The following is a 22,079-nucleotide window of genomic DNA, read 5'->3' as shown; positions in this document are numbered from 1 at the left end:
TTCCAGACGTGTTTTGGGGTGGTGATACCCCTCGTATTGAGTCCAGTTGGTGGGATTTTGCCTGTCATGCCTGGTGAGGGCACCCGCGTCATTTGAGGGTCGGAATTTCGAGCCTGCCCTGCTGCCCAAGATTGAGCCGCATTGCCACCTAACCAACCAGCAGCGCACTCGGTCACAGCTCACCACTTAAGAGAGGTCCGGCACTGGTATCTGCGGGCCTCGAATCGGTTACGAAATACATGTCCTTGGCAGGTGACGAACAGACATCACGCAACAGGGTTTGCGCATAGCCATAAGTAGGCGGACATTTCACCGCTGACCGTATGAGACCGAGATCGAAAGCCCCAGTGATCACCATGCCGCAAGTCATCTTCACCTGCCATACCCACGGCGGCGATGTCGAGAGAATCGATGTCACCGAAACGATCGAGTCAATGAGTACCGCCGACCTATTTGATTTAACCGACGACTCCCCCGAGATACATGCAATCGCTCGGGCTTACTCCGACACTGATTTTAACCACGTATTCGGTACCAGCTCCATCCACGAATGGCTCGACAGTTTCCTCGACGACGACGAAACGCTTGCCTACCTCAGCGACGATCTTGTCACCCTGTCTCGTCTCGCCGGCAATTCCTCATCGAGTGTCCGACTCTTAGCCAGCGGCAACCCATTCACTCCACGACCGGCGATCAATCGGCTCTGCCTTGATTCCGACAAGCAGGTCGCCATTGAGTCAGCCAAGCATCTGCGAGTCTCTTATCGAGGGCACCTGGCGCTCATTGCCAAGGCGGCAGATTGGTCTACAGAAGACCGTGAGGAGCTTGTGACCGCGATTGTCTATAACCCGCGTGCGCTGCCGATAGCCCTGTCGAAGGCGGCAGCGCTAAGCGATGACGCATCGACTCGTCACGTCGTCGAGGCAAGGCTCAAAGCACGAAAATTGGCCCGGCTCCCCCACTGAAGGAGAACCGGGCCAATGGGTGGCGATTAGCCTGTCAGGCGGTGGAATCGTCCTCCCAGACCCCGACTGCACGGTAGACATCTGAGAAGATCTCTGCGGTGCGCTTACCGACCGTGGCATCGTCGGGCTTGGAGTTCAGCAGTGAACGTGCGGCAGGCTGGGCGACGTCTGCGCGTCCTTGTTCGCCGCAACGGGTGACGAGTTCCATCGCCTTCGACCATGCCTCGTCGCTGGTCTTGCCTAGCGTCTGTACGGCTCCCAGTAGTGCGTAGATGAGGTCGGCGCGTGAGGTGAAGTCGACCTCGTCAGGGTTGTCCATGGCCCATTCGGGGTCGTAGAGGTCATACTGTGACTTCCATGCCACGAATCGGTGTGCGGCGGCTTCTCCCACACAGCCTTTGACTGCGGTGAAGATCGCATCCTCGTCGTTTTCGCGCAGTTCGCCGAGGATCTGCATTGCGAACGTCCACGTCCTCGGGCTGGCGAAGGCACCAGCCTGAGTGGTGAAATCTTCCGGGGTTCCGGGGTTGACCTCTGTGGGAGACATCCGCAGGTAGGTGGCAAGCATTGAGCGCATCTTGGCACGGTGGGCGACGGTATCAGGCCCCAGCAGTGTGCCCATAGCGGGGATGTCTTGGGAGGCGAAGTCATCGACAACACCGTCGAGCCAGGCGTTGAGGTCGAATGCCCAGTTGAAGTGGGCGAAGCGGTTGGCGATCGGGGCGGCGAGGTCAACGCCGTCGACAGCAATGTCGACTGGGTTCATCAGGGCGACCATCGATACAGTCTGAGGCAGAGTCAGATTACCGACTGTGCGCTCTCCCAGTACGCGGAGCATGGCCTTGAAGACATCGCCGCCTGTGTTGAACTCGTCGAAGACGACGATGGCCTTCTCAGCCTCAGAAGCCCGGCGTGCCCAGTCCACATCGAGGTAGCTGGTCATGCCATCGTGCTCAGCTGGCAGGCCCATGAAGTCCTGACGATCACGGTTGGATCCGACTACAGCCTCGAAGTGGTATCCCCAGGCTTCGGCGAGAGCTTTCCATGTGGCAGTCTTTCCCAGTCCCACGTCGCCGGAGAACAGTGGAATTGTGGTGGAGCGGACGCAGGCTGCTGCGATGCGAAGTTGAAGCGATTCATCAGACATTGTTCTGTCTCTCCCATTTCGATTGGTGTATTCGGGTTGCGGTCTGCGCCGCTCACAAAGGTCAGGCGTGGGGAAATTCGGTGGCTCACGCGGTGGTGCGGTGAGCCGTCTCGCTGACGACGTTGATCGAGTGAATCCACGCTGGCGGGGTGTCTGGCGTCATGCCAATGGCCGTGCCAACTGCACTGTCGATGATGCAGGCGATCACAGGCACACCCTTGACGATCGGCTCATCGGGCCAAGGCGTGAAGCCGTCGGTGAGGGTGATTACAGCCGAGGGCAGCGGTCGGTTGCTCTTGTCATAACGGTCGAACAGCTCGACGAGAGCTTCTTCCATGTCAGTGCCGCCGCGCCCATGGATCTGATCAAGGCTTGCCAGACTGGAATATCCGAACTCAACCCCCAGACCGACATCGCAATCAGAGACGCGCAGATCATCGTTCTTGATCCGCAGCGACTTTGAGATCGCCGCAATCTCACGACCAGCGGCAAAGAGTTCGTCGTCGGACATCGAATACGAGGTATCGCGGATGACGTGGATGCTCGGGGTCTGCGTCGACTGCCCAGGCAGGATGATGCGCCTGGATGTTCCGGTCGCCGTGTTCATGATCGTCAGTCGGTGATTGCGACGGTCGCGCTTACGATGATCAGTCACACCTTCGCCTGAGGTCCGACGAGTGCTGCGCCTGACGAGCATTCCAAGTTCCTTTTGCCACGGAACTGCCTTCTGCGCAAACACTGCTCTAGCCGCCTCGACGAGAGTTCCGGGCACCGAGCCGATGCCGTTATTGGCAACGTACTGCTCGACATCCTTTGCAGTGACAGCTTGGATGCGTTCACGCTCGGCCTTGGTGGCTGGCTTGGCCGAACCGTCCATATCGTCATCCTCGCCGAGTTCGCACGGGGCTGGTTGGCCGCCAGAAACCGACCCACATCCGACAAATTTGGGCTGACCAGCTTCGTCGTCGCGATCGCCATCGGACTGTTCGCCCTCGCCATTGCTGCTGTCGCCGGGTTGGCCTGAGCCACTTGTTCCTGAGTCGCTGTCAGCGTCGTCAGTGTCATCACCACCCTCGGCCTCTTCTGGCTTCTGGTCTTCGATTCGGCTCATCAAGGAGCGGAAGTAGTACTGGGCAGACTGATGATCGGGTTCACCAAACTGCGAGGGCATAATTCCTGAGGTGGCGAACGAGTCGAGTCCACCGGCGACGAGATCGTCATTGATGGCAGCGTCGGCGGCGACATTGAACGTCATCGCTTGGTCTGCTGTAACTCCGATTTCATCGCGAACTGATGCATGGTCGGCGAAGATGTGGCTGGCTTCGTGCAGGAGGTTCTGCCCGTTCTCGTCATCGGTGTAGTCGGCTTCCACAGCGGGGAAGTCAATGTAGAGTCTCATATTCTTGTCCACGGCGAGTGTGCCGAGGCCGTCTGCCGAGACCAGACGCAGAGAAAACAGGATCGATGCCATGTAGGGCATGTGGAACAGTGCGATGCTGCGCCACTTGCTGAACTGGGTGAGTTCGTGCTCTGTCGGTGTGCGAAGATTCTTAGCCATGCCCCTTACTGATGTGGGGCTTTTTGGTGGCTCTCAGCCTTTCGACTTATCATCCGTGCCTTCGGAATCGGCCGGCGCCTCTGATTCCGTTGGCTTGCTCGTCGGCAGTCCAAGATCGGGTTTGAGCGCGTACGCGGTGTTGTCGTCAAGCGCCACAGCTATGCCCGAGGCGGTTACCAGCCAAGGGATCGTCTGATCTGAGGTCAGAGTCGACAAATTTCCTTCGGCATCGACCATGGCCCTGGCGCCGGATTTATCGCGACCATAGGTGTACTGACCCGAGATCGATGAGGGCACAAAACCGTTGACCTTGTAGAGTTTTGGTTTTCCGTTGTCGGCGGTCGGGACGACGAGACCGCCTGGGAAGGCAATCATGTCTGAGTTGTCACTGGTGATGGCTGATGAGTCTTTAAGGGAGGATTCGGTGAAGTCTTCGCTGGCAAGGACTTCGCCGGTGGCAACATCGTTGACCGAAACGGAGACTATGTTGCCCTTCGTCTTCCACGCCAGCAGAGCGTAGTGGTCGGTGACCCGGATCCATCGTTGGATCTCCTTGCCGCCTTTGGGTGCTTTGAGCCCGACCTTCTTCTTCGATTTTCCCGCCTTGTCGAAGAATTCGATTCGGTATGGGTCTGTAGCGCCAGTGGCGACCTGACCATTGTCAAGCATGGCGTAGGGGCGCATTCGGTCGGGGATCTTTGCCCACGATTCGAGCTTGCCGTCACCAAATCGCCAGGTGCGTTTGCCGTCCACCGTGGCCACGAGTGGTTCTGCACCGGTGAAGGTGATCACTGACTCTGTATCGAGGTCGGATAGGTCGACTGTGTAGGCCTTGGCCTTGTGTCGCCATACGGTGACTGTGTTTCCACTCTGGGCGATGATTGCCTGCTTACCGTCGATGATTGATCCTCGTGGGCCGATGTCGGGAATGCCAGGCAGCGGCAGCGCGGAGACTTCGTCACCAGTGGCTTCCGCACTGACGGTGAGGACGTCGTCACCTGAGACTGTGGCGACGAACTTGCCGTCAGGTGTTCCGCCAACTCGGGAACGGACGCCGACTCCACGTGACCACTCGGTCGAGAGCTTGTCAGCCGAAAAGCCGGCCACGGTCTTTGTGAAACCGGAAGGCTGAGCTGTCGTCTCCTTCTCATCCTTGCCGCCGACGACCTGAACGCCGACAGCAATCCCGGTGCTCATAAGTCCAACGATGGCCACAGCAGCCACAATGAGTCCGGTAACGGCCTTGCGTCCACGTGGTCGGTCGGACATTCGGGAGCGAATGATTTCGTTGTCATCGACTCCGTCGTCAATCCATACTGAGACGTCGCTGTCGAACAATCCGTCTTCAGACACGGAAGCGTCGCCGTTGAGGAAGTCGTCGTCGATCATGGGGAGGTCTTGACTGTTGACAGCCGCTGTCTCTGTCATGTCGGGTTCTGCCTTGGCCATTGCTCCGTCGTGGACACCTTTGGTTGTTACGGTCACGTCGTGGCGGTTGCCGTGACCGTCTATGACGATTCCTGCGACGGCGGCGGGGTTGTCGGCTAGGAATGGGAGTGCTTGGACGGCCAGTTCGAATGCCGAGTCGCGGTCAGCAGAGTAGGCAGGATTGGCCGAAAGCTCATGGGCTTCGACTGTCCACGGGGCTGAGCGGACGAAGATCGACGGGGAGGCGTCAGGTGCGGCAGTTGCGACGTTCTCAGGTGTGACGGCGTAGAGAAAGCGGCGACCGGCTTGTTCGACTCCGACAACGAGTTCGGCGACATGGAAGGTGTGCCGGATGAGCTCGATCGCTTCGACCCACGAGTCGACAGCGGCATCTGGATAGCCGGGAGCTCTCACTGTCATGAAACCGGAGGTGATGGTGATGCGGGGATTCACGATGTGGATTCCTGTGTCTGTGCCTGAACTTCGTAGGCGGGGCGAGCTGTGAGTACCCAGGCCAGACGTTGGCCGCGCATGACATGGGCGCGATCGAGTTCGAGACTGGCCATCAAGCGTTGGTCGACTGTGGTGTGGTCAAATGCCGGCAGGCAGCGATCTCGTGCGGCGTTGACGAGTGCTTCGGTAGATAGGTTGCCGGTGAATCCAGTCGGTCGTAGGCCGGAGATGACAATCGCCTCTGTCAATGCCGTTACCACCTTGCGGTCGGGGCCCAGAGTCATCGTTGAACTCAGCGCGCGAAGTTCTCCGCTGCCGATCGCAGCGGCTGCGATTGGCGCCATGAGGGTTGTCAGTGCGTCAAAGAGTCTGTCTTCGGGTTTCGACTGATTCTCGTACACTACCGAGGCTCTACCGTCCGAACCGATGATGGCGTTGTCGACGGGGGCGCCGAGAACATGCGTGACGACGATAGCGGTAGCGACAGCGTCATTGCAGGCTCGGCTTCTCACATACGGCTCGCGAGCAAAATCAATGAGGCCAACGGGGCCGACCGCCTCGTCCACGATGGACGTGGGATCGTTGACTGTGGTGGCGGATTCGATCAATCTTTTCATCGTTGAGTAGGCGAGCACTGAGCCACCGACAACGAGGATCGAGAACATCACCACGGCAAGGGCGATGCTGCTCACAGCTTTAACATCCCCGCCTTCGATGAGCGATCCCCCGAGCGCAAGGGAGATGGTGATTATCCAGCAAATGAGGGCCAGAACGACTGTCGCCATCACGAAGAGGAAGACATTGCACAAGATACTCAAGACCATGATTGCTGCTCTGCTCAAGATTACTGAGGCGGCGACGAGGCCGGGTCGGTGCTCGATACGCTTGAGGTAGCCGTTGACGACGCGGGTGACGAACTTGTCTGCGCCATATCGGGGCGGAATCGGTCGGGCGATCATGTTTGTTCAGCTCACTTACTTGAGACGGTTTGCTTGCAAGAGATGTCGCCACGGGTCTGCCACGACAGTCGGGATGAGTCACCGGAGTAGGAAAGGTCGTAGGTTCCTGCTTCGACAGGGATTTCGACGGCCGAGTTGCCCCAGGACGACCATTCGGCTTCGTTGGGTCCGTTGACGGTCAGGTAGTCGATGCGCCTGCTTGTGAAGGTGATCCGCAGGGTGCCTTCGCCTCCAGCACAAACCAGCGATTTGATGTTGAGGTCGTCGTTGGCCACCCGGTCCCGGAACTGAGGCTCATTGACCGAGACTTCGGTGATCTCGACTGGCTTGGCCCAGGTGCGTCCGGCAAGCACTCCCCCACTTACAGCAATACCGATGACGGATAGGAGGGTGATGACACCCACGATCGGCCCTGTGATGTAGAACCACAGAACCGATCGTGGAGTGTGTCGGAGCATCGACGAGTGATGCGTGCTCATCGTCAAAGACTCCCAGTGGTGGTCGTCACCAGTCGTCGTCCTCATCCTCAGATGCGGCCTTGGACTTGCTCGACGCTTTAGCGCCAACCTTCGACTTAGTCTTTGTCTTCGGTGTCTCATCCTCCTCGTCGTCATTGGTGACCTTGCGGGACTTGGACTTCTTGGCGTTCTTCTCAACCTCCATCGACTGGAACTTCGTCGACGGTGCGATCTGCTGAGCGTTGACCTGGATCAGGCTGACCTCACGCGAGTCGCCTTCGACGAGCTTCTTGACCTTCGAAACGGTGATGTCATCGTCGTCGAGGTCTTCGAGAGCTTCGAGCAGTGTTTCGGTGCGCACATGCTCAATCGGACGAAGGTTCAGATTGCCCCAGCCGAATACGTGTGTACCGCTGGACATGGATTCGACGACGTTGTCAGCCTGCTGGCCAAAGACGACGACGGAGAGCCATTCGTGAACTTCGTCCTCGTCCTTGGCATCCTCGCCACGGTAAGGCTGATCGAGGTGGATGCTGAGGAGAGCACGCTGACGCTTTTTGCCCTTGGCCTCGAAATACTTGGGGTCTCCGCCGAGGTTGCCAGCAAATTCGATACGCTTCATGTCAGTGCTTCTTTCAATCGGCCCCGCTACGCGAGGTTCTTATTTGTGGTGGAGGCTGAGTTTCACCAGGCGGTGAAACCGTCCTCGTTGTATCTATGCGAGTACATGGTCGATGTGTCGCATTCCCGCTCTCCTGGAGCAGAAGAGGCATTCGGGCGAATGTCTCACTGGCAATAGAGATCGGTTGCGGTGGTGGCTCGTCAGGGGGTGAGAACCATTTCGACACCGGATTCTCGGGCTGGATCGCGGTCATCGATTTCGTGGACGTTCTCGCCCGGTTTGCCTCCCAGTTGGAAGAGTTCGACGTGGAGTCCGCCGATGTGCTTTCCACCGCTTGCCACGGATGAGAAGGTGATGTCCTCTGGTTCGATGTCGCCAGCTGGCCACTGGTAGTCATCACCAAAGACAACGACGACGACGCTGGTGGATTTGTAGATGGTGCTGCCCTTGTCGTCGACTCCGCGTTCTGTAGTCAGGACTGCCCCGTAGATGCCGGGTTCGAAGTCGACGTGGAAGCGAAGGTAGTTGGCCCCCTCAATAGGCAGGTCCACTTTCAAGGGCATGTAGTTCTCTTCTACCCCGCGGTAGGAGTGGCGGAAGTATCGCACGGAGTCTTTGGGCCGTTCTTTACGCATGTAGGCGTCGTCAAGCAATGCGACTGCGGTGTCGGGAATCCGGCGCACATCGGCCAAGGCATCATCCCAAGTCCGAGCTCCTGCCGCTGCTGTCGACTGTGCTGGTGAGGCTGTTGGCTTCGACTTCTGAACCGGTACAGGCTCTGCCTCATTATGTTCGGGCGAAGTGGGTTCAGCAGGTGCCGGAGGTTCGTCTCCTCCATCGTCGGGCCTATCGTCACTGCTGCCTTGATCGTCGTCGGGGTCATCGTCTGTTCCGGTATCGTCGCTGGGCCCGTGGTCGACGGCGGCCGCGACCGGCATATTCTCAGACTCTTCTTCGTCTAAAGCCTCGTCGTCTGGCTGGTAGCAGGCGAAGATCCTTGAGAGGTCAATGCCTGCCTCATCAGCCTTCATCTCATCAATGTCGATTTTGCCGATGCGGAATGCTTTGATCTCGCGGCTGATGTCATATGTCTGTTCGTCAGTGTCATCAGTGCCTACGCGCTCGGCAACCTGAATGTCACCGGATACTGTGGCGAGGTCGCCGACCATGAGTGACTCGTCTTTGCGGCCCAGACGGTCGAGGCTGGACTGGAAGGCGATGCCGTCGAGGGCCTCGTGGGCGGTTTCAATGGTAAATCGCACATACTGACTGCGACCATCTCTGGTCCAGCGCACATCCCACTTGCTGACCATTCCAACTGTTGTCAGTGACTCCCCGTCTTCGGCCTTCGTTGCCCGGTGCAGCTTCGCCCAGGTCGATGTTGATGCGTGTTCGTTCTTCCACTGGCGGATCTCACCTCCCAGAAGTGTCATGGGGTGAGTGTCAGCGGTGACCAACCCTGTCTTATCCTTCTGCCGCTTGGCCCGCTCGATGATCGAGTATTCTTCTCGGCCAACTGCGATGCTCGGGTTCTTGCGACCGGCGCGAACCACGCGAGTCAGTGCTTTACGAGGCCCGAAAGCATCACAGGCACCGGCAGCGATGAGCGATTCGATCGCTCCGGTGTCGACACTGGTCGGGCAACGGGTCATGAAGTCAGCAAATGAGGCGAACGGCCCGTTGGCCTCACGTTCGGCGATGAGATCCTTCGAGGATTTGCCGCAGTCTTTGATCTCGGACAGTCCGAGGACGACCTGATCGCTGGAGAGAGCAGCTGTCGAATACTGAGAGGAATTGACGTTGGCGGATTCGATGCTGATGCCCTCACGCATGAGTGAGGTGAATGCCGACTGACGCTTGTCGTCATCGCTGGTCACCGACAGGATTGCAGCTCCATAGTGTGCGGGCCAGTTGGCCTTGAGATATGCGCCTGTGTAGGCCACCTGTGCGTATGCGAACGAGTGCGAGGCGTTGAAGAGGTAGTCTGCGGAGCCTTTGAAGTCGTCCCAGAGTTTCCGGGCAGTCTCGGCGGCAAAAGCCGGCTTGATGGACCCGTCGGCCAACACCATCTCCTGACCAGCGTCGGCGATGAACTTCTCACCCACTTCGTCCATGAGTGCCTTCTTCTTCTTACCCACGGCCTTGCGCAGCTTCGAGCGCCAGTTAGCGTCGAATCCGGCTACCACGGTGCCCAAGCGCATCAGCTGTTCCTGGTAGACGATGCACCCCTGGGTCTCACCGAGGACTGAGTCGATGGCGTTCTGTTCCGTCTCGTTCTGGGTGTACTTTTCGTAGTCGATTGTTGCCCGACCGTGCTTACGGTCGGCGAACAGGTCAGGCATCTTCGCAGAGATTGGGCCCGGCCGAAAGAGTGCGATGACTGCTGAGAGTTCTTCGAGACTGTGGGGCGCCACGTTCTCGCAGACCTCGATCATGCCTGAGGATTCAAGCTGGAAAAGTCCTGCCGTCTGGCCAGATGAGATGAGGTCCCAGACTCGCTTGATGCGCGGGTTGGTGATAACGGTAGGGTCGGGGATGCCGTGGAGGATGTCGATGTCTTCACCGGTATCGGCCTTGATCGACGCAGCCGCGGTGACCATGATGTCGAGGTTGCGCAGTCCGAGAACATCCATCTTGAGCAGGCCGTATTTCTCGAGCTCGGGACCTTCCCACTCGGTGACAGAGTATCCGGCACGATCCGGGTTGTTGGCTGACTTCACATCGACGGCAAGTGGAACGAGATTGGTTAGAGGCTCGTCGCTGATGACGATCCCGCAGGCGTGGATGCCTTTTGTCCAGACAGTTCCCTCGAATCCGCGGGCTGTGTCGAGGAGGTCGTCTGCGTCATCCTCAGCTCCTGCCAGGACGGCTTGACGAAAGTCTCGACCTTCGATGTTGTCTTCATCGAGTGCGTCGGCGAATTTCATGGGTTTGCCACTGGAGACCGGCAGTTTCTTCGACAGCAGGCTCAGCTCAGGGCGACCGATGACCTTTGCTGCCTTCTGAAAAGCCTCTTTCGACAGGGCAGAGCCATAAGTGCCGATCTTGGCGACCATGTCTGAGCCCCACCGGCGAGAGATATAAGCAATGACCTTATCTCGGTGTCGCTGTTCGAAGTCGACATCAATATCGGGCATATCAGCACGGCCTGGCTCCAAGAACCGTTCAAACAGGAGGTTGTATCGCAACGGGTCGACGTTGACGATTCCCAACGCATAAGAGAGCACACTCCCTGCGGCGCTGCCTCGCCCTGGGCCCACTGCGATGCCTTCGCTTCTGGCCCAGGCGATGATGTCGTCGACGATGAGGAAGTAATCGGAAAATCCCATGCCCGAGACAACGCTGAACTCTTCCTTGATGCGTGACTTGATGTCATCAGTCAGCCCTGCTTCATAGCGGAACTTGGCACCCTCGATGACTTTGGCGAACAGAAAGTGGTCAGCGGCGGTCCACGACACCTTCTCGCCGGTTGCCAACAGCACCTTCGACAGACCACGTTTCTTGTCTGAGATAGTGAAGTCTTCGGGGACCGGGAAGTTTGGGAGTCTGCGTCTGGCAGCAGGCATGACATCACCATCGACACGATTGTTGATCGCCATGGTGGTCTCGACTGCTTTGTCCCACCAGTCCTCGTCTCGGATGGAACGCATTTCGTCTTCGGTCTTGAGGTAGTAGCCGGTGCCATTGAACTGGAACCGCTTCGGGTCACTGATCGTTGTCCCAGACTGGACAGCCAACCATGACTCGTGGATCGGTTCGTCGCTTTCATGGGTGAAGTGGCAGTCATTGGTGGCGACAACCTCGACGCCGGCCTCGTCAGCTAGGTCGACCAGATCGCCGGTGATTGCCCTCTCTGATGCGATCTCGTGGTCCATGATCTCGACGTAAGTATTCTCGGACCCGAAGATGTCGATTAGGCTGTTGAGGTTTTCAGCAGCGGAGTCACGGTCACCTCGGTGGAGAGGTCCCGCAACCGGGCCTGCCAGGCATCCGGTGAGGACGATGAGTCCTTCGTGATGCTCGGCGAGGAGCTCGTAGTCCATTCGGGGGTGCTTGCCCCAGCACGTGTCATAGGATTTACGGTGCAGAGAGAGCAGGTTCGACCAGCCGATTTCGCTGATCGCCAGAATCGTCAGATGGTCGTATTTCTTCTTCTTGTGGCTCGAGACCTCGGACTTCTCATAGTTGTCACTGTCTCCACCGTCACGGGGCACAGTCATGAGGTTATTCTCATGACGGGAACCGATGGCCATATAGGCTTCGATGCCGTAGATAGGCTTGACCGGCAGCTCGGCATCAGCGTCGAGGTCGCCAGCTTCCACTAGCTCGTCTTTGAGTTTGTGGCAGGCGTCGTGGAGCTTGTATGTGCCACCGACCGTGCCGTGGTCGGTGATGGCCAGCGCCTTCTGACCCGATTTGTAGGCGTGGCGAACCATGTCGTCGATACGTCCGAATCCATCGAGCAGCGAGTACTCGGTGTGAACGTGCAAATGTGTGAAGCCCATACCCGTATATATGCGGCGAACTCGAACATGTGTCGGACCAGTGAAGAACTCGTTGTGCCGCTATACCCCTGCCGGGTGTCCTATTTCGGTCGTTTGTGAATGTTGCCGCACGTAGGGAGAGTATGAGTAATCACAACCGCGTTCACGCCGGGGTCCCAGACGGCGGCCAGTATGCCGAAAGTGCCCGAGCACGCCCGTCGATCGACCTCGGTCTTGACGCTGACCAGTTTGACCAGGCAGTTGATTTTGACACCTCCGCTGAGGCCATCGCCAGGTCCCTCATCGACCCCAAAACCGCACCCCACCGTGTCCGGGCAATTGATGTGCCCGACATCGAGCAGGCTGAGCAAACTCGCAATGAGCTCATCGACACTTGCGAGGCGCGCAACCCTATCGGTGACGAGCACGTACCCAACCTCATCATGTTGACCAAGCATGAAGCGCGTGATGAGGCTCGAGGATCTCTGCCTAACATGTCTGAGAATGAGTTTGACTACCGGTGGGCACGAGTGGAGACCGCTCACGGTCATATGGCGGCATTTGCATCCCGGCAAGGCCAAGACTTCGCAGCTGACACTCACCCCAGCGAGAGAATCGTCGCCCGCAGTGGCGAAGTCGATGACGATGCGTACGCCCATCAGCTCGCCGTGGAGTGGTCGCGTTCCTACACAGCATCTCTCGATGAGGCGATCGCTGCCGACCAGGATGCCGAGATCGGAAGCCTCAACCAGTCCCGGCCGCCCATGGCTGTCTGATGTGTCTACCTCTCACCAGTGATTGACTGTACCGAGTCAATCGGCGCATAGACACTTGTATGGGATATGACGACAATGACGAAGACTGCTTCGACTCATGCCTGAGCCTCTTTTCTCCGCTGATCGGGCCGCTGATAATTATCGTGCTCCTCTTCGTCCTCGCTGTTGCCGGCGCCGGGGTCATCGACTCGTGGTTTGGGACAGACTTCGCTGGCTTCTTGGAATCACTTCTTGAAAAGGTCACGGGCTGATCTGCCGTGGACAGCATCGGGCTCTTCGGCTTCCTCTCCTCGGTGTGCATCGCTGTATCGTGGATTTCTGCCCGCTCTCTCACGGGCCTCGTCGATGACCTCAGAGTCGGCGGCAAATCGTCAGTGACGCCGGGAGAGCCAGTCCTTCGATTGTCGGGCATCGTGTTGACGATCACGACTCTATTCGGCTTTGCGGGCCAGGATGGTTCCACCAACGCTGAGATGGGGTGCATCCTCATCACTGTCCTGATGCTCTTCATCCTCGTCACAGCCAGTGTCGCTGCCATCTTCGCCAGCCTTTCAGAACCGAAGCGAGCCACGCCGGAGCCCCAACACCAATAATAGTGATAAGCATTCGAATCCTTTGGGAACAGAAAGGACCGACACCAGGAAGCAAGGCGTGAGGACAATGGCACAGGCACCGAACATCACCTATTACGACATACTCAACATCACCCCTGCTGCGACGGCAGCCGAGGTCAAGAAGGCCTACCTCAAGATCGCCAAGACCGATCACCCCGACCTCAACGGCGGTGAGTCCTCGCCACGCTATCTTGCGGCTCAGGAGGCTATGTCGGTTTTGTCCGATGCCTCATCACGTGCAACCTATGACATCTCGGTCGGCATCCACACCAAGTCGGCACCTGATCCAGTACCTGGAGCACAGACTCGCCCACGACCGAACCCTCGTCGACGCAACGGGCCTCCACCGAAGGCTCCCAACTACGGCCAGAACTGGAACGAGAACCAGTCGCGTAAGTATGCGGCTCCGCTGCCTTTGATCGACATGGACGATGTGACCATGCCGTCCGGCCCTCAGCGCTTCAGCCCTCCGCTGGGTCGCACGTTCGGCGGCAAATACGAGGTACCTGTCGCGATGCGTCTGCGCCAGCTTGCCAACATCCTCATCGGTCCGGTCACGTTCATAGGCGCCATCTTGAGCGTGTACTTGGCCGCAACGCATGAGGATTGGTCCGCCCTGTTCTTGCCCGCTGCAACCATGATCACTCCGTGGGCAGCATTCGTAGCGACTTTCAGGATCGATCGGATTCTGCCCTACATACTGCTGGCGGTAGTGACTGCTCTGGCCATCCTTTTCAATCCCATCGACCTTCTGGGGTTCATGACGGTCTGGCTCGGAGTCTTCTTCGCGTGGGTCTCGGCGCCACTGTTGGGTCGGTGGAAGAATACTCGAGTCGTTGACGACAAGACTGCCGTCTTCGATATCTTCGGCACGCCTGGTAATCGGCTGGAAGAGGTCTTCGGTGACCGCGGCGGTTACGGATCCGTTGGAGAGCATCGCAGTGCTGATCTCTTACAGCTGCTGACTCGGTTCCCTGGTGCAAAGATCTTCCACGGACTGCGCTTCGATGTCGACTCCGAAGCTGATGTCGATCATGCCGTGATCTATGGCGACAAGGTTGCACTCATCGATTCCAAGATGTGGGCACCGGGTCACGTGCGGGTGGCTCCGACGCCTGGCTCGCCCGAGACCATGTTCTCCCCCTCGGTGGGTCAGGGGCAGATCCGACCCATTCGCATGAACGCGGCGGCAGCGAACTATCAGAAGATCCTTCCCGGCTACGAGATCCGCCCGTGGGTGCTGATTCACTCGACGGACGAGGGCGCTGGCCACACGTGGGACAACAACGCCAGCAATGGCATGGTCGTCGGAGATGCACAGTTCGTCATCTCCGACATCGCCAAATGGTTTGCTGCCAGCGGCCCACACGCCCCGGCTGTCGATCGTGAGCTCATGGGTCGAATCATGGCCATGGTCATCGCCTGACTGCTCATACCCTCATCTGCCGCACGTAGTGAGGGTATGAGCAACCTCAATCGTGTGCAGGCTGGCATCCCTGAAGGCGGCCAATTCTTAGAGGCGACCAAGACAAGACCAAATGTTTCTGGCCTCGACATAGATGGGCGCCGACTCGACGTCGACCAGTATGACTCCGTCAACCTCGAACCCTTCGACGACTTCGACGAGGCCAGGGTGACCAATGTTGGCGGGGATGAGCACATCATCGTCGGGACGAAGACCACAGACTTTGCGCACATGAACCTCGGCAACGAGTACGCCAACGCTCCGCAGGAGGAGAAAGCCGCCTATCTCAATGCCAGGCAAGAGGTTGTCTCCGACTTCATCAACTATGAATACGGGTCTCGAGTCAGTCTTGGACACGGCTCTGATTGGGCTGAGACTCCCGTGGTTTTCTGGGCTCGCGCCAACGGCGAACTGGGCACAGTTGAAGATGTGCCCAACGATCTTCGCCACAACACCAAATCCGACTCGTTCTCCGGCGATGTTGCGGGAGATGCCTTTGCTGACCGCGACACATTCGAGGACAAGCTCGCCGCGCGTCTGCGCGGGTATGACAAAGCCCCACTGGAGCAGGTGCCGATGGAGAAGTACCGGGTTGACCATATCTCGACCGAGTTCACTTCCGCACTCGTCTCCTCCGTTGATCAAGACGGCAATCAGCTCCTGAATCCTGAATCTGAGGCCAGGCTGCGCGAATTCGCCGGCAGCTGGTGCCAACGCCATTCCGGTGACCTCCAGGAATGGGCGAAAGACAACGATGCTTCACCCCGAACTGTGGGCAAGAAGTTGGCCAAGGCGGCACGTGGCGGCAGTGGCTTTCACCAGGACTGCGGCGACCTCAACTCCAAGGTCATCGCCGCCCGGCTCGATTCCAGTGCCGACGAGCTCTCCGACGTCGACTGGGATTTGGAACCCGACGGCAACGGCGACCTCACCATTACCGAATAGATCGAGATCATCTCTCCCACATTGAAAGGCACCATATTCATGGGTAACACTAACCGCGTCCAGGCTGGCATCCCCGAAGGCGGCCAATGGTCAGAATCGGCGAAAGCCCGGCCAGGAGTGACCGATCTTGGCGACGTGAGTCAGCCCGATGACACCACAGATCCGATCCCAACGCTCGACGTTGGTGAGACCTACGAAATCGAAGCCGACGGAGAAGTCTTCGACCGTATCGAAGTCATCAATCCCGGAGATGGAAGTTACCTCGCCACTGGAACAGTCCGGGACAACTTTTTCACCATGGACTTAGGACCTGACTTCAACGACGCCGATGTCGATGAGAAGGAGGAATACCTCAATTCTCGCTTCGAGGTCATCGACAGCTTCTTCGTCGAACGGTACGGAGACGGTGACGGCTTCAGCGGAATTGACCACGGTATCCATGGGCCGTCCTGGGATGCTGCCGAATTCGAGTTCTCCCAACCCGTCGCCGAAGGTGACACAGAGGGGCAGGCTGCCGAAAGGTTGTGGGAGAACACGTCGGCGGTGGCCTTGCACAATGAGATGGATCCAGGCACCTACGGGTCAGAGGATGCCACCAGGGTGTTGCGCGAACGCCTGGCCGAGTTCGATCACACCCGCTTACCCACCCGCGAGGTCTCCGACGAAGAGAAATCACAGGTCACTGACGGCTACATGGATGCTGCACTGGCTGAGTCGCGGGATGCTTACATCGGTGAACATCCTGAGTTCACCCCAGATGAGGTCGACCAGGCTTGGGGGCAGTTCACTGTCGACAAGGTGCCCGAGTCGATCAAAACTGAGTACAGCGACGCTCTAGGTCCATGGCTTGAGTCCAATTCTGGAGATGTCGACCAATTCAGCGCCGAACATCATGAGGAACCGAGTCTGGCCGATGTCGGCCGGAGACTGTATGGCAGCTCAACGTCGGCAAGCTCCTCTGTTCCCACTCGCCCGAGCGCGACGTTCGACGACTCCGACTCAAATCTCGAAACCCAAGTGGTCGGTCGCCGGCTTCTCGATTCGGCTTACGATCCCCAGTCTCGTCAGCCTCAAGAGTTCTTCCTCAAGCGTTTCAAGCTCACCTTTTTCGGGGAGATGCGGTGGGAATGAACACTTGTCATGAGCCAAACGTCGATACCACATCAGTGAAGAGTATGAGCACACTACACGAATTCCAGAATGATCAGCGCACCCGCGGACTGGTCGCCGGTGACCACCAGCCACAGTCCACTCCTGAGATTCTCACCCGCGCCGTCGTTGAGGCCTACAACCCTGATGACGCATTTGCAGAGAAGCTCGAAACCCTCATTCACTCGCATTTCACCCGACTCGATGATCACTTCGATGATCCTGACGATGAGATCTGTTCTATCCTGGGTCTCGATCAGCAGTGCCTGGTCTCGGAAGTTCGAGGAAGCAAGAGGCGTCGTGAAATGGAAGTACATGGAGATGTGGAGGATCTTGAACCACTGCACAACCTCCCCGGATTCGTCGAAATCGAGCCCGATGACTTCTCCGACGAACGCGGAACTGCGACCGTGGCTCTCGACGACCGCAATCCCCAGCTCTTGGCTCTCATGGAAGTCAGAGCAGAGTACTGGGCCAACCATTGGACTCGAGAAGAGGCCAACGGCATCATCTCGGGCAAATATGCTGTATGGAATCTCGCCGCTGACCGTGACGCTCTCATCTCAGCTCACCGGAATCTGAGGAAGAACAAACCACTCCCCCGCGAAAAGTCTGCCGCCGAAGCTCGCCAGCAGGTCCGAGTGTGCTCACGTATCCTTGCTTGGCTTGATGACGATGATTCGACGGATGCTCCCCCGGTTGCGGCGTTGGATACCGAGCACACGAACCCTGACCTGCCAGCGGATTTCGAGTCTTTTGCTCACATGCGTTCAACACGTTTTGCCACTGAGGCGGCAACCCGCACCAATCCAACTGACGTGCGCGCAGCCGAAGCTCGCGACGAATCAGCAGATGTTTTCGGTGACTACGTAGAAATGCTCATCAGCAAGCGAAGCAAAGAGGCCGAGTACGCGCGGGTCGTCGGCGCTGAAGAGTTCGCCCATCACAAGGCGAAGCTGGCTCTTTGGCAGACCGGCTGGACATCAGCAACACCTTGCCCACCGATGCCGGCCACCTATGTGGGCCTGCCTCCCCAGTTGAAGGTTGACCTCAAACTGACCTGAGGCCAGCCTGACCCTCGGCGTATCGGCACTTTGCCGCACGTATAGAGGGTATGAGTAACCAGAATCGAGTACAGGCAGGCATTCCCGAAGGTGGCCAGTGGTCGGAGACAGCAAAGGCCAGGCCACCAGTTCCCAAGTTCGGACGCAACTACGAACAGTCGCGTTATGACTTACTCCGAGCCAACAAGTTCGTTCCCGCCGATCAGGTGAAACTTTCAGGCGGTACGGCCACAAAGTGGTATCAAGCCGCCGAAGCAACGGGTGAGTTCAATACAGAGGGCGGCTTCGACCGGATGAGCCGGTCACCAAAAGCGATCGGATCCCTGCGCCAGACCTACCGTGGCCAGGATTTCGCACTGACGATGCCGTCAGTGACCTCGGTTCGACGTATGGCCGCAGAAGTCGATCCGCGTGGCACTCCATTCGACATCCCCGTCTCCACCCCTGATGGCAGGGGCGGGCAGACCATCGGTTGGGTCCGAATCAGCCAGGACAAGGGCTCCGGTTGGAATGTCCAGACTCTTGGCGATCGCACGAACTCTGACTCTGCCACCGTCGGCGCTGGCGTGAAATCGATGCTTGAGGCCAGACGCATCACTGATCACCTCGATGGCAAGTCGAAAAAGGACATGATCGCCGACTTCCGGGAGACGCGGCGCCAGTCGTTTGCCAAGCGCAGCCATAAATTGAAGTCGCCTTGGGTGGATTCGGTCGGCTTCGACGAGCACGAGAAGGAAGTCCTGGTTACGACAACCTCCGGGCGCAGCTATCGCTACCCCTACGGCAAGGACGTGCTGGAGGCCATTCGCACCACCCACAAGCCCGGCCAGTACATCAACAAGGTCCTCAAGGGCACCGGTGAGGTCGAGGTCTCAGAGTGCCAGCAGTGCCATCGAACCTTCACTTCCGTCGGCACGCACCAGTGCCCTGCCGGTCGCCGCAAGGATGGTCCACACATGCGGACTCGGCACGCGGCCACGAAGTTGCATGACCGTGTATCCAAAGCCAATTCCTGAGTAATAGGAGCGAATAGACGATGAGCGTTCAGAATCGAGTTCAGTCTGGCATCCCCACAGGAGGCCAGTGGGCAGAGTCGGTGAAGGCTCGGCCCGATGTCTCCGGCCTCGACGTCAAACCGTTGCAGGCCGGGGATATGAGCGGTATCGAGTTCGGAGACGGCGACCCTGACACAGAGGCTCGCATTGGCAAGTACTTCGACGATTTCAATGACGGAATGGAAGTCGGTGCCGGTCGGCCGCAATCCTACGTCACAAGCGATGACGTGCATGTCGTGACCACTGATGTCGGCTTCGATGTGCAGATCGACCGGGCCGAACTCGACCAGATCGAAGTGGCTGCGACTGACGGAGTCAGCGATGCAACCCAACCCGACAGTCCAGACAGCTTCATGGATCTTGCTCTTGGTGCCACGGCACCTGCGACGAAACCGACTTCAACGCAGCCGAAGAGTGCGAGGCCATCCGAACCAGGCAAATTGCGTGCAGCCCGCGATGGTGGACTCTTCGCCGCCTCAAAGCAGTTTAAGGCCCCGATCTTCGATCCAGCGCAAGCAGCCAGGGCGGACTTCCTCTCTCACCATGGCAAGCGGCTGGATGACGCGCAGACTGCGATCAAGTCGACATCGACTGGGGGCAACTTCGAGACACGTAAGAACGCAATTGCCAAGGCATTGCAATCCCCCAATCTCGAAGACCAGCAGCTCGACTCACCGGCTGGCGCAAGCTACGAGTCGTATGTGGACAAAGTCAGCGCCGACTTGGCCCGGTCACAGGCCGATATTGATGAAATTGACGAGGACACCGAAGAGCTGAGGAAGCTGAGTCGTCGGGACGATCTAATACCCCGCGACAAGACCTTCATCGAACACACCGACGAGTTCTGGAACGAGGGTGCCGATCGAAGCAGCGGCCCCGCCTCAGTCAAGCAGATCCTCGCCGATCTGAAGAAGACGAGGTCTGAGCAGCAGGACAACCATGACCGAAAGCTCGACGAGGCCGTGATGAAGGAATCGATGTTAGCGAAGGAGCTTTCACGCGCATGAGCACCCTCAACCGCGTCCAGGCTGGCATCCCCGAAGGCGGTCAGTTCTCGGAGACAGCAAAGGCTCGGCCTGACACGTCTGGTCTTGACGGACTGCCCGGAGCAGTTGTTGACGTCGAGATTAGTGATGCCAGACAGGCGACGGCCCTGGCCCAGACGCTAGCAAAAACCAGCTCGACCATCGACCGTGTTCGACTCCGCGGTCCCGAAGACGTCTTCTCTGATGCCCCGTACACGTTTGATGCCGCCTTCGATGATCACGGCCGACAGGTTGAGATACCAGCCGATGACAATGCGCACATCGACGCTGCGCTGGCAGACGATATTGGTCTCAACGCCGAGAAGGCGGGATCCTGGATGGTTGCGGGCCACCTCGATGATTCTGATGACATGGACAATCGTCCCAACGATGCGATTTTCAGTCCGCGCGCCGTCCTCGAAGCCGAGGCTGTGAGGCTCGATCAGCATCACGCAGATGAGCGGAACGGTGCACAGTGGTCACAGATGCGTGAGTTCATCCGCAATCGAGACTCCGATGACAACTACCGCCGTCGCGAGGAACTTAGGATCCAGATCACCACGGCGAGAGCTGACGAACTCAACTCCGAACGACAGCCGGTCGACGGCCTGGCAAAAGGCGATGAGATCCAAGTCGGGGCTGGATATGAAATGTGGACGGTCACGAACATCTCCGCCGACGGTCAGACGGTTATTGCCCAGTCTCACGGAGGTATGATCCGGCGCGGACCGCTGCGCGAGTTTCATCGTCAAGAGCAGGACCTCACTCTTGCCACCACGAGTAGGTTGGCCCAGGCGCGGGCCGAGGTTGCCAGACACGAATCCCAGATCGAGAAAGAGGAGTTTCCCTCATGAGCAACCAGTCTCGAGTCCAGTCAGGAATCCCCGAAGGCGGCCAATGGTCGGAATCAGCCAAGGCCAGGCCGAACGTCAATGGTCTAGGAGGGTTCTACGACGCCCTCGACGAGTCCGGCGACCTACCGGCGCAGGAGTTTACCGCGAATGTTTATGCCCGTGAAGGCTCTCAGTCACCGTGGGGCAAGATTCAGCACGCTGATCAGATAGCCACTGGCATCGCGTCCGTCTCAACAGCCTCCCACGGAGGGATGAAGCTATCGCCGGAGCGCAACCTCAAGATCCCACGCGAGTTCCGCCAGGCACGTGAGCGCTGGTATGAGGAAGACGCAGAGTGGGCCGTCGTTGCTAAGACGTTCCCAGATGACTTCAGCGATCGCCAGGTTGAAATCGCGGATAAGTCGCTGCGGTATTGGTCGCCGAACGAATACGAATCGGCCTACGGCGAGCGTGTGCCCTACAACGAGCGCAGCCCCGAGTTCCGAGATGATGATGATCCTGAAAAGGTCCGGCTCTACGGAACGCCCGCCGAGCGGGAGGCCAAATTTGATGAGTCTTCTCGAAAGCACGATGCTGAAGCTAAGGCCCACCGCCTTCGCTCAAAATATGCCGGCTTCACACCTAAGCTCACCACCAATCAGTCACAGAAGCTGATACGAACGGCCGTCAACATTGATGGCACTCCCAAGTCGATGTATGCAGTCATCAACGAAGGAGTGCCGGGTAAAGTCGCATACTTCAACGGAAACAAAGTTGAGCATTTCATCGAACACCCGACTGATCCTGAACGCGTCATTCCTGTCAGCAAGCAGATTTGGGACAAGTTCGATGCTCCAGATATCCGAACTCCACGCGAGAGAATCGAGCTGGACATCAATGTGGATCAACACAAGGTCGATCAACTGGAACGTCAAGCGAAATCGCTGTCATCAGTGTCCTACGATCAGGGATGGCAACCCCACGACGAGCTGATAGAAGCCACAGCCAGGATCAATGAGCTCCGTGAGAATAGAGATGCTCTGCCCGAAGATTCTTGACCTGCACGGGCCGAGCGCACT

General features: G+C 58.2%; 19 protein-coding genes. 12 read left to right on the top strand and 7 right to left on the bottom strand.

Going from position 1 to position 22,079, the window contains the following annotated elements:
* Window positions 1–347 precede the first annotated feature (347 nt).
* Entirely contained in the window at window positions 348–965 is a 618-nt protein-coding gene (locus JFC13_RS03325; protein ID WP_198395642.1) for a hypothetical protein, read from the top strand.
* A 34-nt stretch (window positions 966–999) separates the two neighbouring features.
* Here the strand turns inward: JFC13_RS03325 and JFC13_RS03320 are convergent, their stop codons facing one another.
* From JFC13_RS03320 to dnaE, 7 genes are all read right to left on the bottom strand, one after another.
* Entirely contained in the window at window positions 1,000–2,112 is a 1,113-nt protein-coding gene (locus JFC13_RS03320) for an AAA family ATPase (protein WP_198395641.1), read from the bottom strand.
* An 85-nt stretch (window positions 2,113–2,197) separates the two neighbouring features.
* Window positions 2,198–3,670 (bottom strand): vWA domain-containing protein, encoded by a 1,473-nt coding sequence (locus tag JFC13_RS03315; protein WP_198395640.1) that lies wholly within the window; start codon window positions 3,668–3,670, stop codon window positions 2,198–2,200.
* Window positions 3,671–3,703: 33 nt separating this feature from the next.
* Window positions 3,704–5,551, bottom strand: a complete 1,848-nt coding sequence (locus JFC13_RS03310; protein ID WP_198395639.1) for a hypothetical protein — start codon at window positions 5,549–5,551, stop codon at window positions 3,704–3,706.
* On the bottom strand, window positions 5,548–6,510 hold the full coding sequence (locus JFC13_RS03305) for a hypothetical protein (protein ID WP_198395638.1): 963 nt from the start codon (window positions 6,508–6,510) through the stop codon (window positions 5,548–5,550). Before JFC13_RS03305 ends, JFC13_RS03310 begins: the two co-directional genes overlap by 4 nt.
* An 11-nt stretch (window positions 6,511–6,521) precedes the next feature.
* The gene (locus tag JFC13_RS03300; RefSeq protein WP_198395637.1) at window positions 6,522–6,989 is read right to left on the bottom strand and encodes a hypothetical protein; all 468 of its coding nucleotides are present in this window, start codon (window positions 6,987–6,989) and stop codon (window positions 6,522–6,524) included.
* 25 nt (window positions 6,990–7,014) lie between these two features.
* Entirely contained in the window at window positions 7,015–7,590 is a 576-nt protein-coding gene (locus JFC13_RS03295) for a single-stranded DNA-binding protein (RefSeq protein WP_198395636.1), read from the bottom strand.
* A gap of 200 nt (window positions 7,591–7,790) precedes the next feature.
* A complete protein-coding gene (dnaE, locus tag JFC13_RS03290; RefSeq protein WP_198395635.1) occupies window positions 7,791–12,095 on the bottom strand; it encodes a DNA polymerase III subunit alpha in 4,305 nt (1,434 codons plus the stop codon).
* Window positions 12,096–12,217: 122 nt separating this feature from the next.
* On the opposite strand from dnaE, the gene JFC13_RS03285 reads away from it, so the two are divergent.
* The 11 genes from JFC13_RS03285 (at window position 12,218) to JFC13_RS03235 (ending at window position 22,058) form a co-directional block, all read left to right on the top strand.
* On the top strand, window positions 12,218–12,850 hold the full coding sequence (locus tag JFC13_RS03285; RefSeq protein ID WP_198395634.1) for a hypothetical protein: 633 nt from the start codon (window positions 12,218–12,220) through the stop codon (window positions 12,848–12,850).
* A gap of 59 nt (window positions 12,851–12,909) precedes the next feature.
* A complete protein-coding gene (locus tag JFC13_RS03280) occupies window positions 12,910–13,101 on the top strand; it encodes a hypothetical protein (RefSeq protein ID WP_198395633.1) in 192 nt (63 codons plus the stop codon).
* Window positions 13,102–13,107: 6 nt separating this feature from the next.
* The gene (locus JFC13_RS03275) at window positions 13,108–13,443 is read left to right on the top strand and encodes a hypothetical protein (RefSeq protein ID WP_198395632.1); all 336 of its coding nucleotides are present in this window, start codon (window positions 13,108–13,110) and stop codon (window positions 13,441–13,443) included.
* Window positions 13,444–13,510: 67 nt separating this feature from the next.
* Entirely contained in the window at window positions 13,511–14,890 is a 1,380-nt protein-coding gene (locus JFC13_RS03270; protein WP_198395631.1) for a J domain-containing protein, read from the top strand.
* Window positions 14,891–14,926: 36 nt separating this feature from the next.
* A complete protein-coding gene (locus JFC13_RS03265; protein ID WP_198395630.1) occupies window positions 14,927–15,874 on the top strand; it encodes a hypothetical protein in 948 nt (315 codons plus the stop codon).
* 39 nt (window positions 15,875–15,913) lie between these two features.
* Window positions 15,914–17,005, top strand: coding sequence for a hypothetical protein (locus tag JFC13_RS03260; protein ID WP_198395629.1), 1,092 nt, complete (start codon window positions 15,914–15,916; stop codon window positions 17,003–17,005).
* Window positions 17,006–17,049: 44 nt separating this feature from the next.
* On the top strand, window positions 17,050–18,087 hold the full coding sequence (locus JFC13_RS03255) for a hypothetical protein (RefSeq protein ID WP_198395628.1): 1,038 nt from the start codon (window positions 17,050–17,052) through the stop codon (window positions 18,085–18,087).
* 50 nt (window positions 18,088–18,137) lie between these two features.
* On the top strand, window positions 18,138–19,103 hold the full coding sequence (locus JFC13_RS03250; RefSeq protein WP_198395627.1) for a hypothetical protein: 966 nt from the start codon (window positions 18,138–18,140) through the stop codon (window positions 19,101–19,103).
* Window positions 19,104–19,123: 20 nt separating this feature from the next.
* A complete protein-coding gene (locus JFC13_RS03245; RefSeq protein WP_198395626.1) occupies window positions 19,124–20,149 on the top strand; it encodes a hypothetical protein in 1,026 nt (341 codons plus the stop codon).
* The gene (locus JFC13_RS03240; protein ID WP_198395625.1) at window positions 20,146–21,021 is read left to right on the top strand and encodes a hypothetical protein; all 876 of its coding nucleotides are present in this window, start codon (window positions 20,146–20,148) and stop codon (window positions 21,019–21,021) included. Before JFC13_RS03245 ends, JFC13_RS03240 begins: the two co-directional genes overlap by 4 nt.
* Window positions 21,018–22,058, top strand: coding sequence for a DUF7007 domain-containing protein (locus JFC13_RS03235; RefSeq protein ID WP_198395624.1), 1,041 nt, complete (start codon window positions 21,018–21,020; stop codon window positions 22,056–22,058). The genes JFC13_RS03240 and JFC13_RS03235 overlap by 4 nt, the downstream gene beginning before the upstream one ends.
* The last annotated feature ends 21 nt before the right edge of the window (window positions 22,059–22,079 follow it).

Origin of the sequence: Brevibacterium antiquum, assembly GCF_016107655.1 — a bacterium.
GTDB classification, from domain to species: Bacteria; Actinomycetota; Actinomycetes; order Actinomycetales; family Brevibacteriaceae; genus Brevibacterium; species Brevibacterium antiquum.
This window is presented reverse-complemented; position numbering and strand designations above follow the sequence as displayed.

Excerpts from the sequence above, each read along its gene's own strand:
- JFC13_RS03320 (WP_198395641.1), bottom strand. The coding sequence starts at position 2,112 with ATGTCTGATGAATCGCTTCAACTTCGCATCGCAGCAGCCTGCGTCCGC.
- JFC13_RS03315 (WP_198395640.1), bottom strand. The coding sequence starts at position 3,670 with ATGGCTAAGAATCTTCGCACACCGACAGAGCACGAACTCACCCAGTTC.
- JFC13_RS03305 (WP_198395638.1), bottom strand. The coding sequence starts at position 6,510 with ATGATCGCCCGACCGATTCCGCCCCGATATGGCGCAGACAAGTTCGTC.
- JFC13_RS03300 (WP_198395637.1), bottom strand. The coding sequence starts at position 6,989 with ATGAGCACGCATCACTCGTCGATGCTCCGACACACTCCACGATCGGTT.
- JFC13_RS03295 (WP_198395636.1), bottom strand. The coding sequence starts at position 7,590 with ATGAAGCGTATCGAATTTGCTGGCAACCTCGGCGGAGACCCCAAGTAT.
- dnaE (WP_198395635.1), bottom strand. The coding sequence starts at position 12,095 with ATGGGCTTCACACATTTGCACGTTCACACCGAGTACTCGCTGCTCGAT.
- JFC13_RS03285 (WP_198395634.1), top strand. The coding sequence starts at position 12,218 with ATGAGTAATCACAACCGCGTTCACGCCGGGGTCCCAGACGGCGGCCAG.
- JFC13_RS03280 (WP_198395633.1), top strand. The coding sequence starts at position 12,910 with ATGGGATATGACGACAATGACGAAGACTGCTTCGACTCATGCCTGAGC.
- JFC13_RS03270 (WP_198395631.1), top strand. The coding sequence starts at position 13,511 with ATGGCACAGGCACCGAACATCACCTATTACGACATACTCAACATCACC.
- JFC13_RS03265 (WP_198395630.1), top strand. The coding sequence starts at position 14,927 with ATGAGCAACCTCAATCGTGTGCAGGCTGGCATCCCTGAAGGCGGCCAA.
- JFC13_RS03260 (WP_198395629.1), top strand. The coding sequence starts at position 15,914 with ATGGGTAACACTAACCGCGTCCAGGCTGGCATCCCCGAAGGCGGCCAA.
- JFC13_RS03255 (WP_198395628.1), top strand. The coding sequence starts at position 17,050 with ATGAGCACACTACACGAATTCCAGAATGATCAGCGCACCCGCGGACTG.
- JFC13_RS03250 (WP_198395627.1), top strand. The coding sequence starts at position 18,138 with ATGAGTAACCAGAATCGAGTACAGGCAGGCATTCCCGAAGGTGGCCAG.
- JFC13_RS03245 (WP_198395626.1), top strand. The coding sequence starts at position 19,124 with ATGAGCGTTCAGAATCGAGTTCAGTCTGGCATCCCCACAGGAGGCCAG.
- JFC13_RS03240 (WP_198395625.1), top strand. The coding sequence starts at position 20,146 with ATGAGCACCCTCAACCGCGTCCAGGCTGGCATCCCCGAAGGCGGTCAG.
- JFC13_RS03235 (WP_198395624.1), top strand. The coding sequence starts at position 21,018 with ATGAGCAACCAGTCTCGAGTCCAGTCAGGAATCCCCGAAGGCGGCCAA.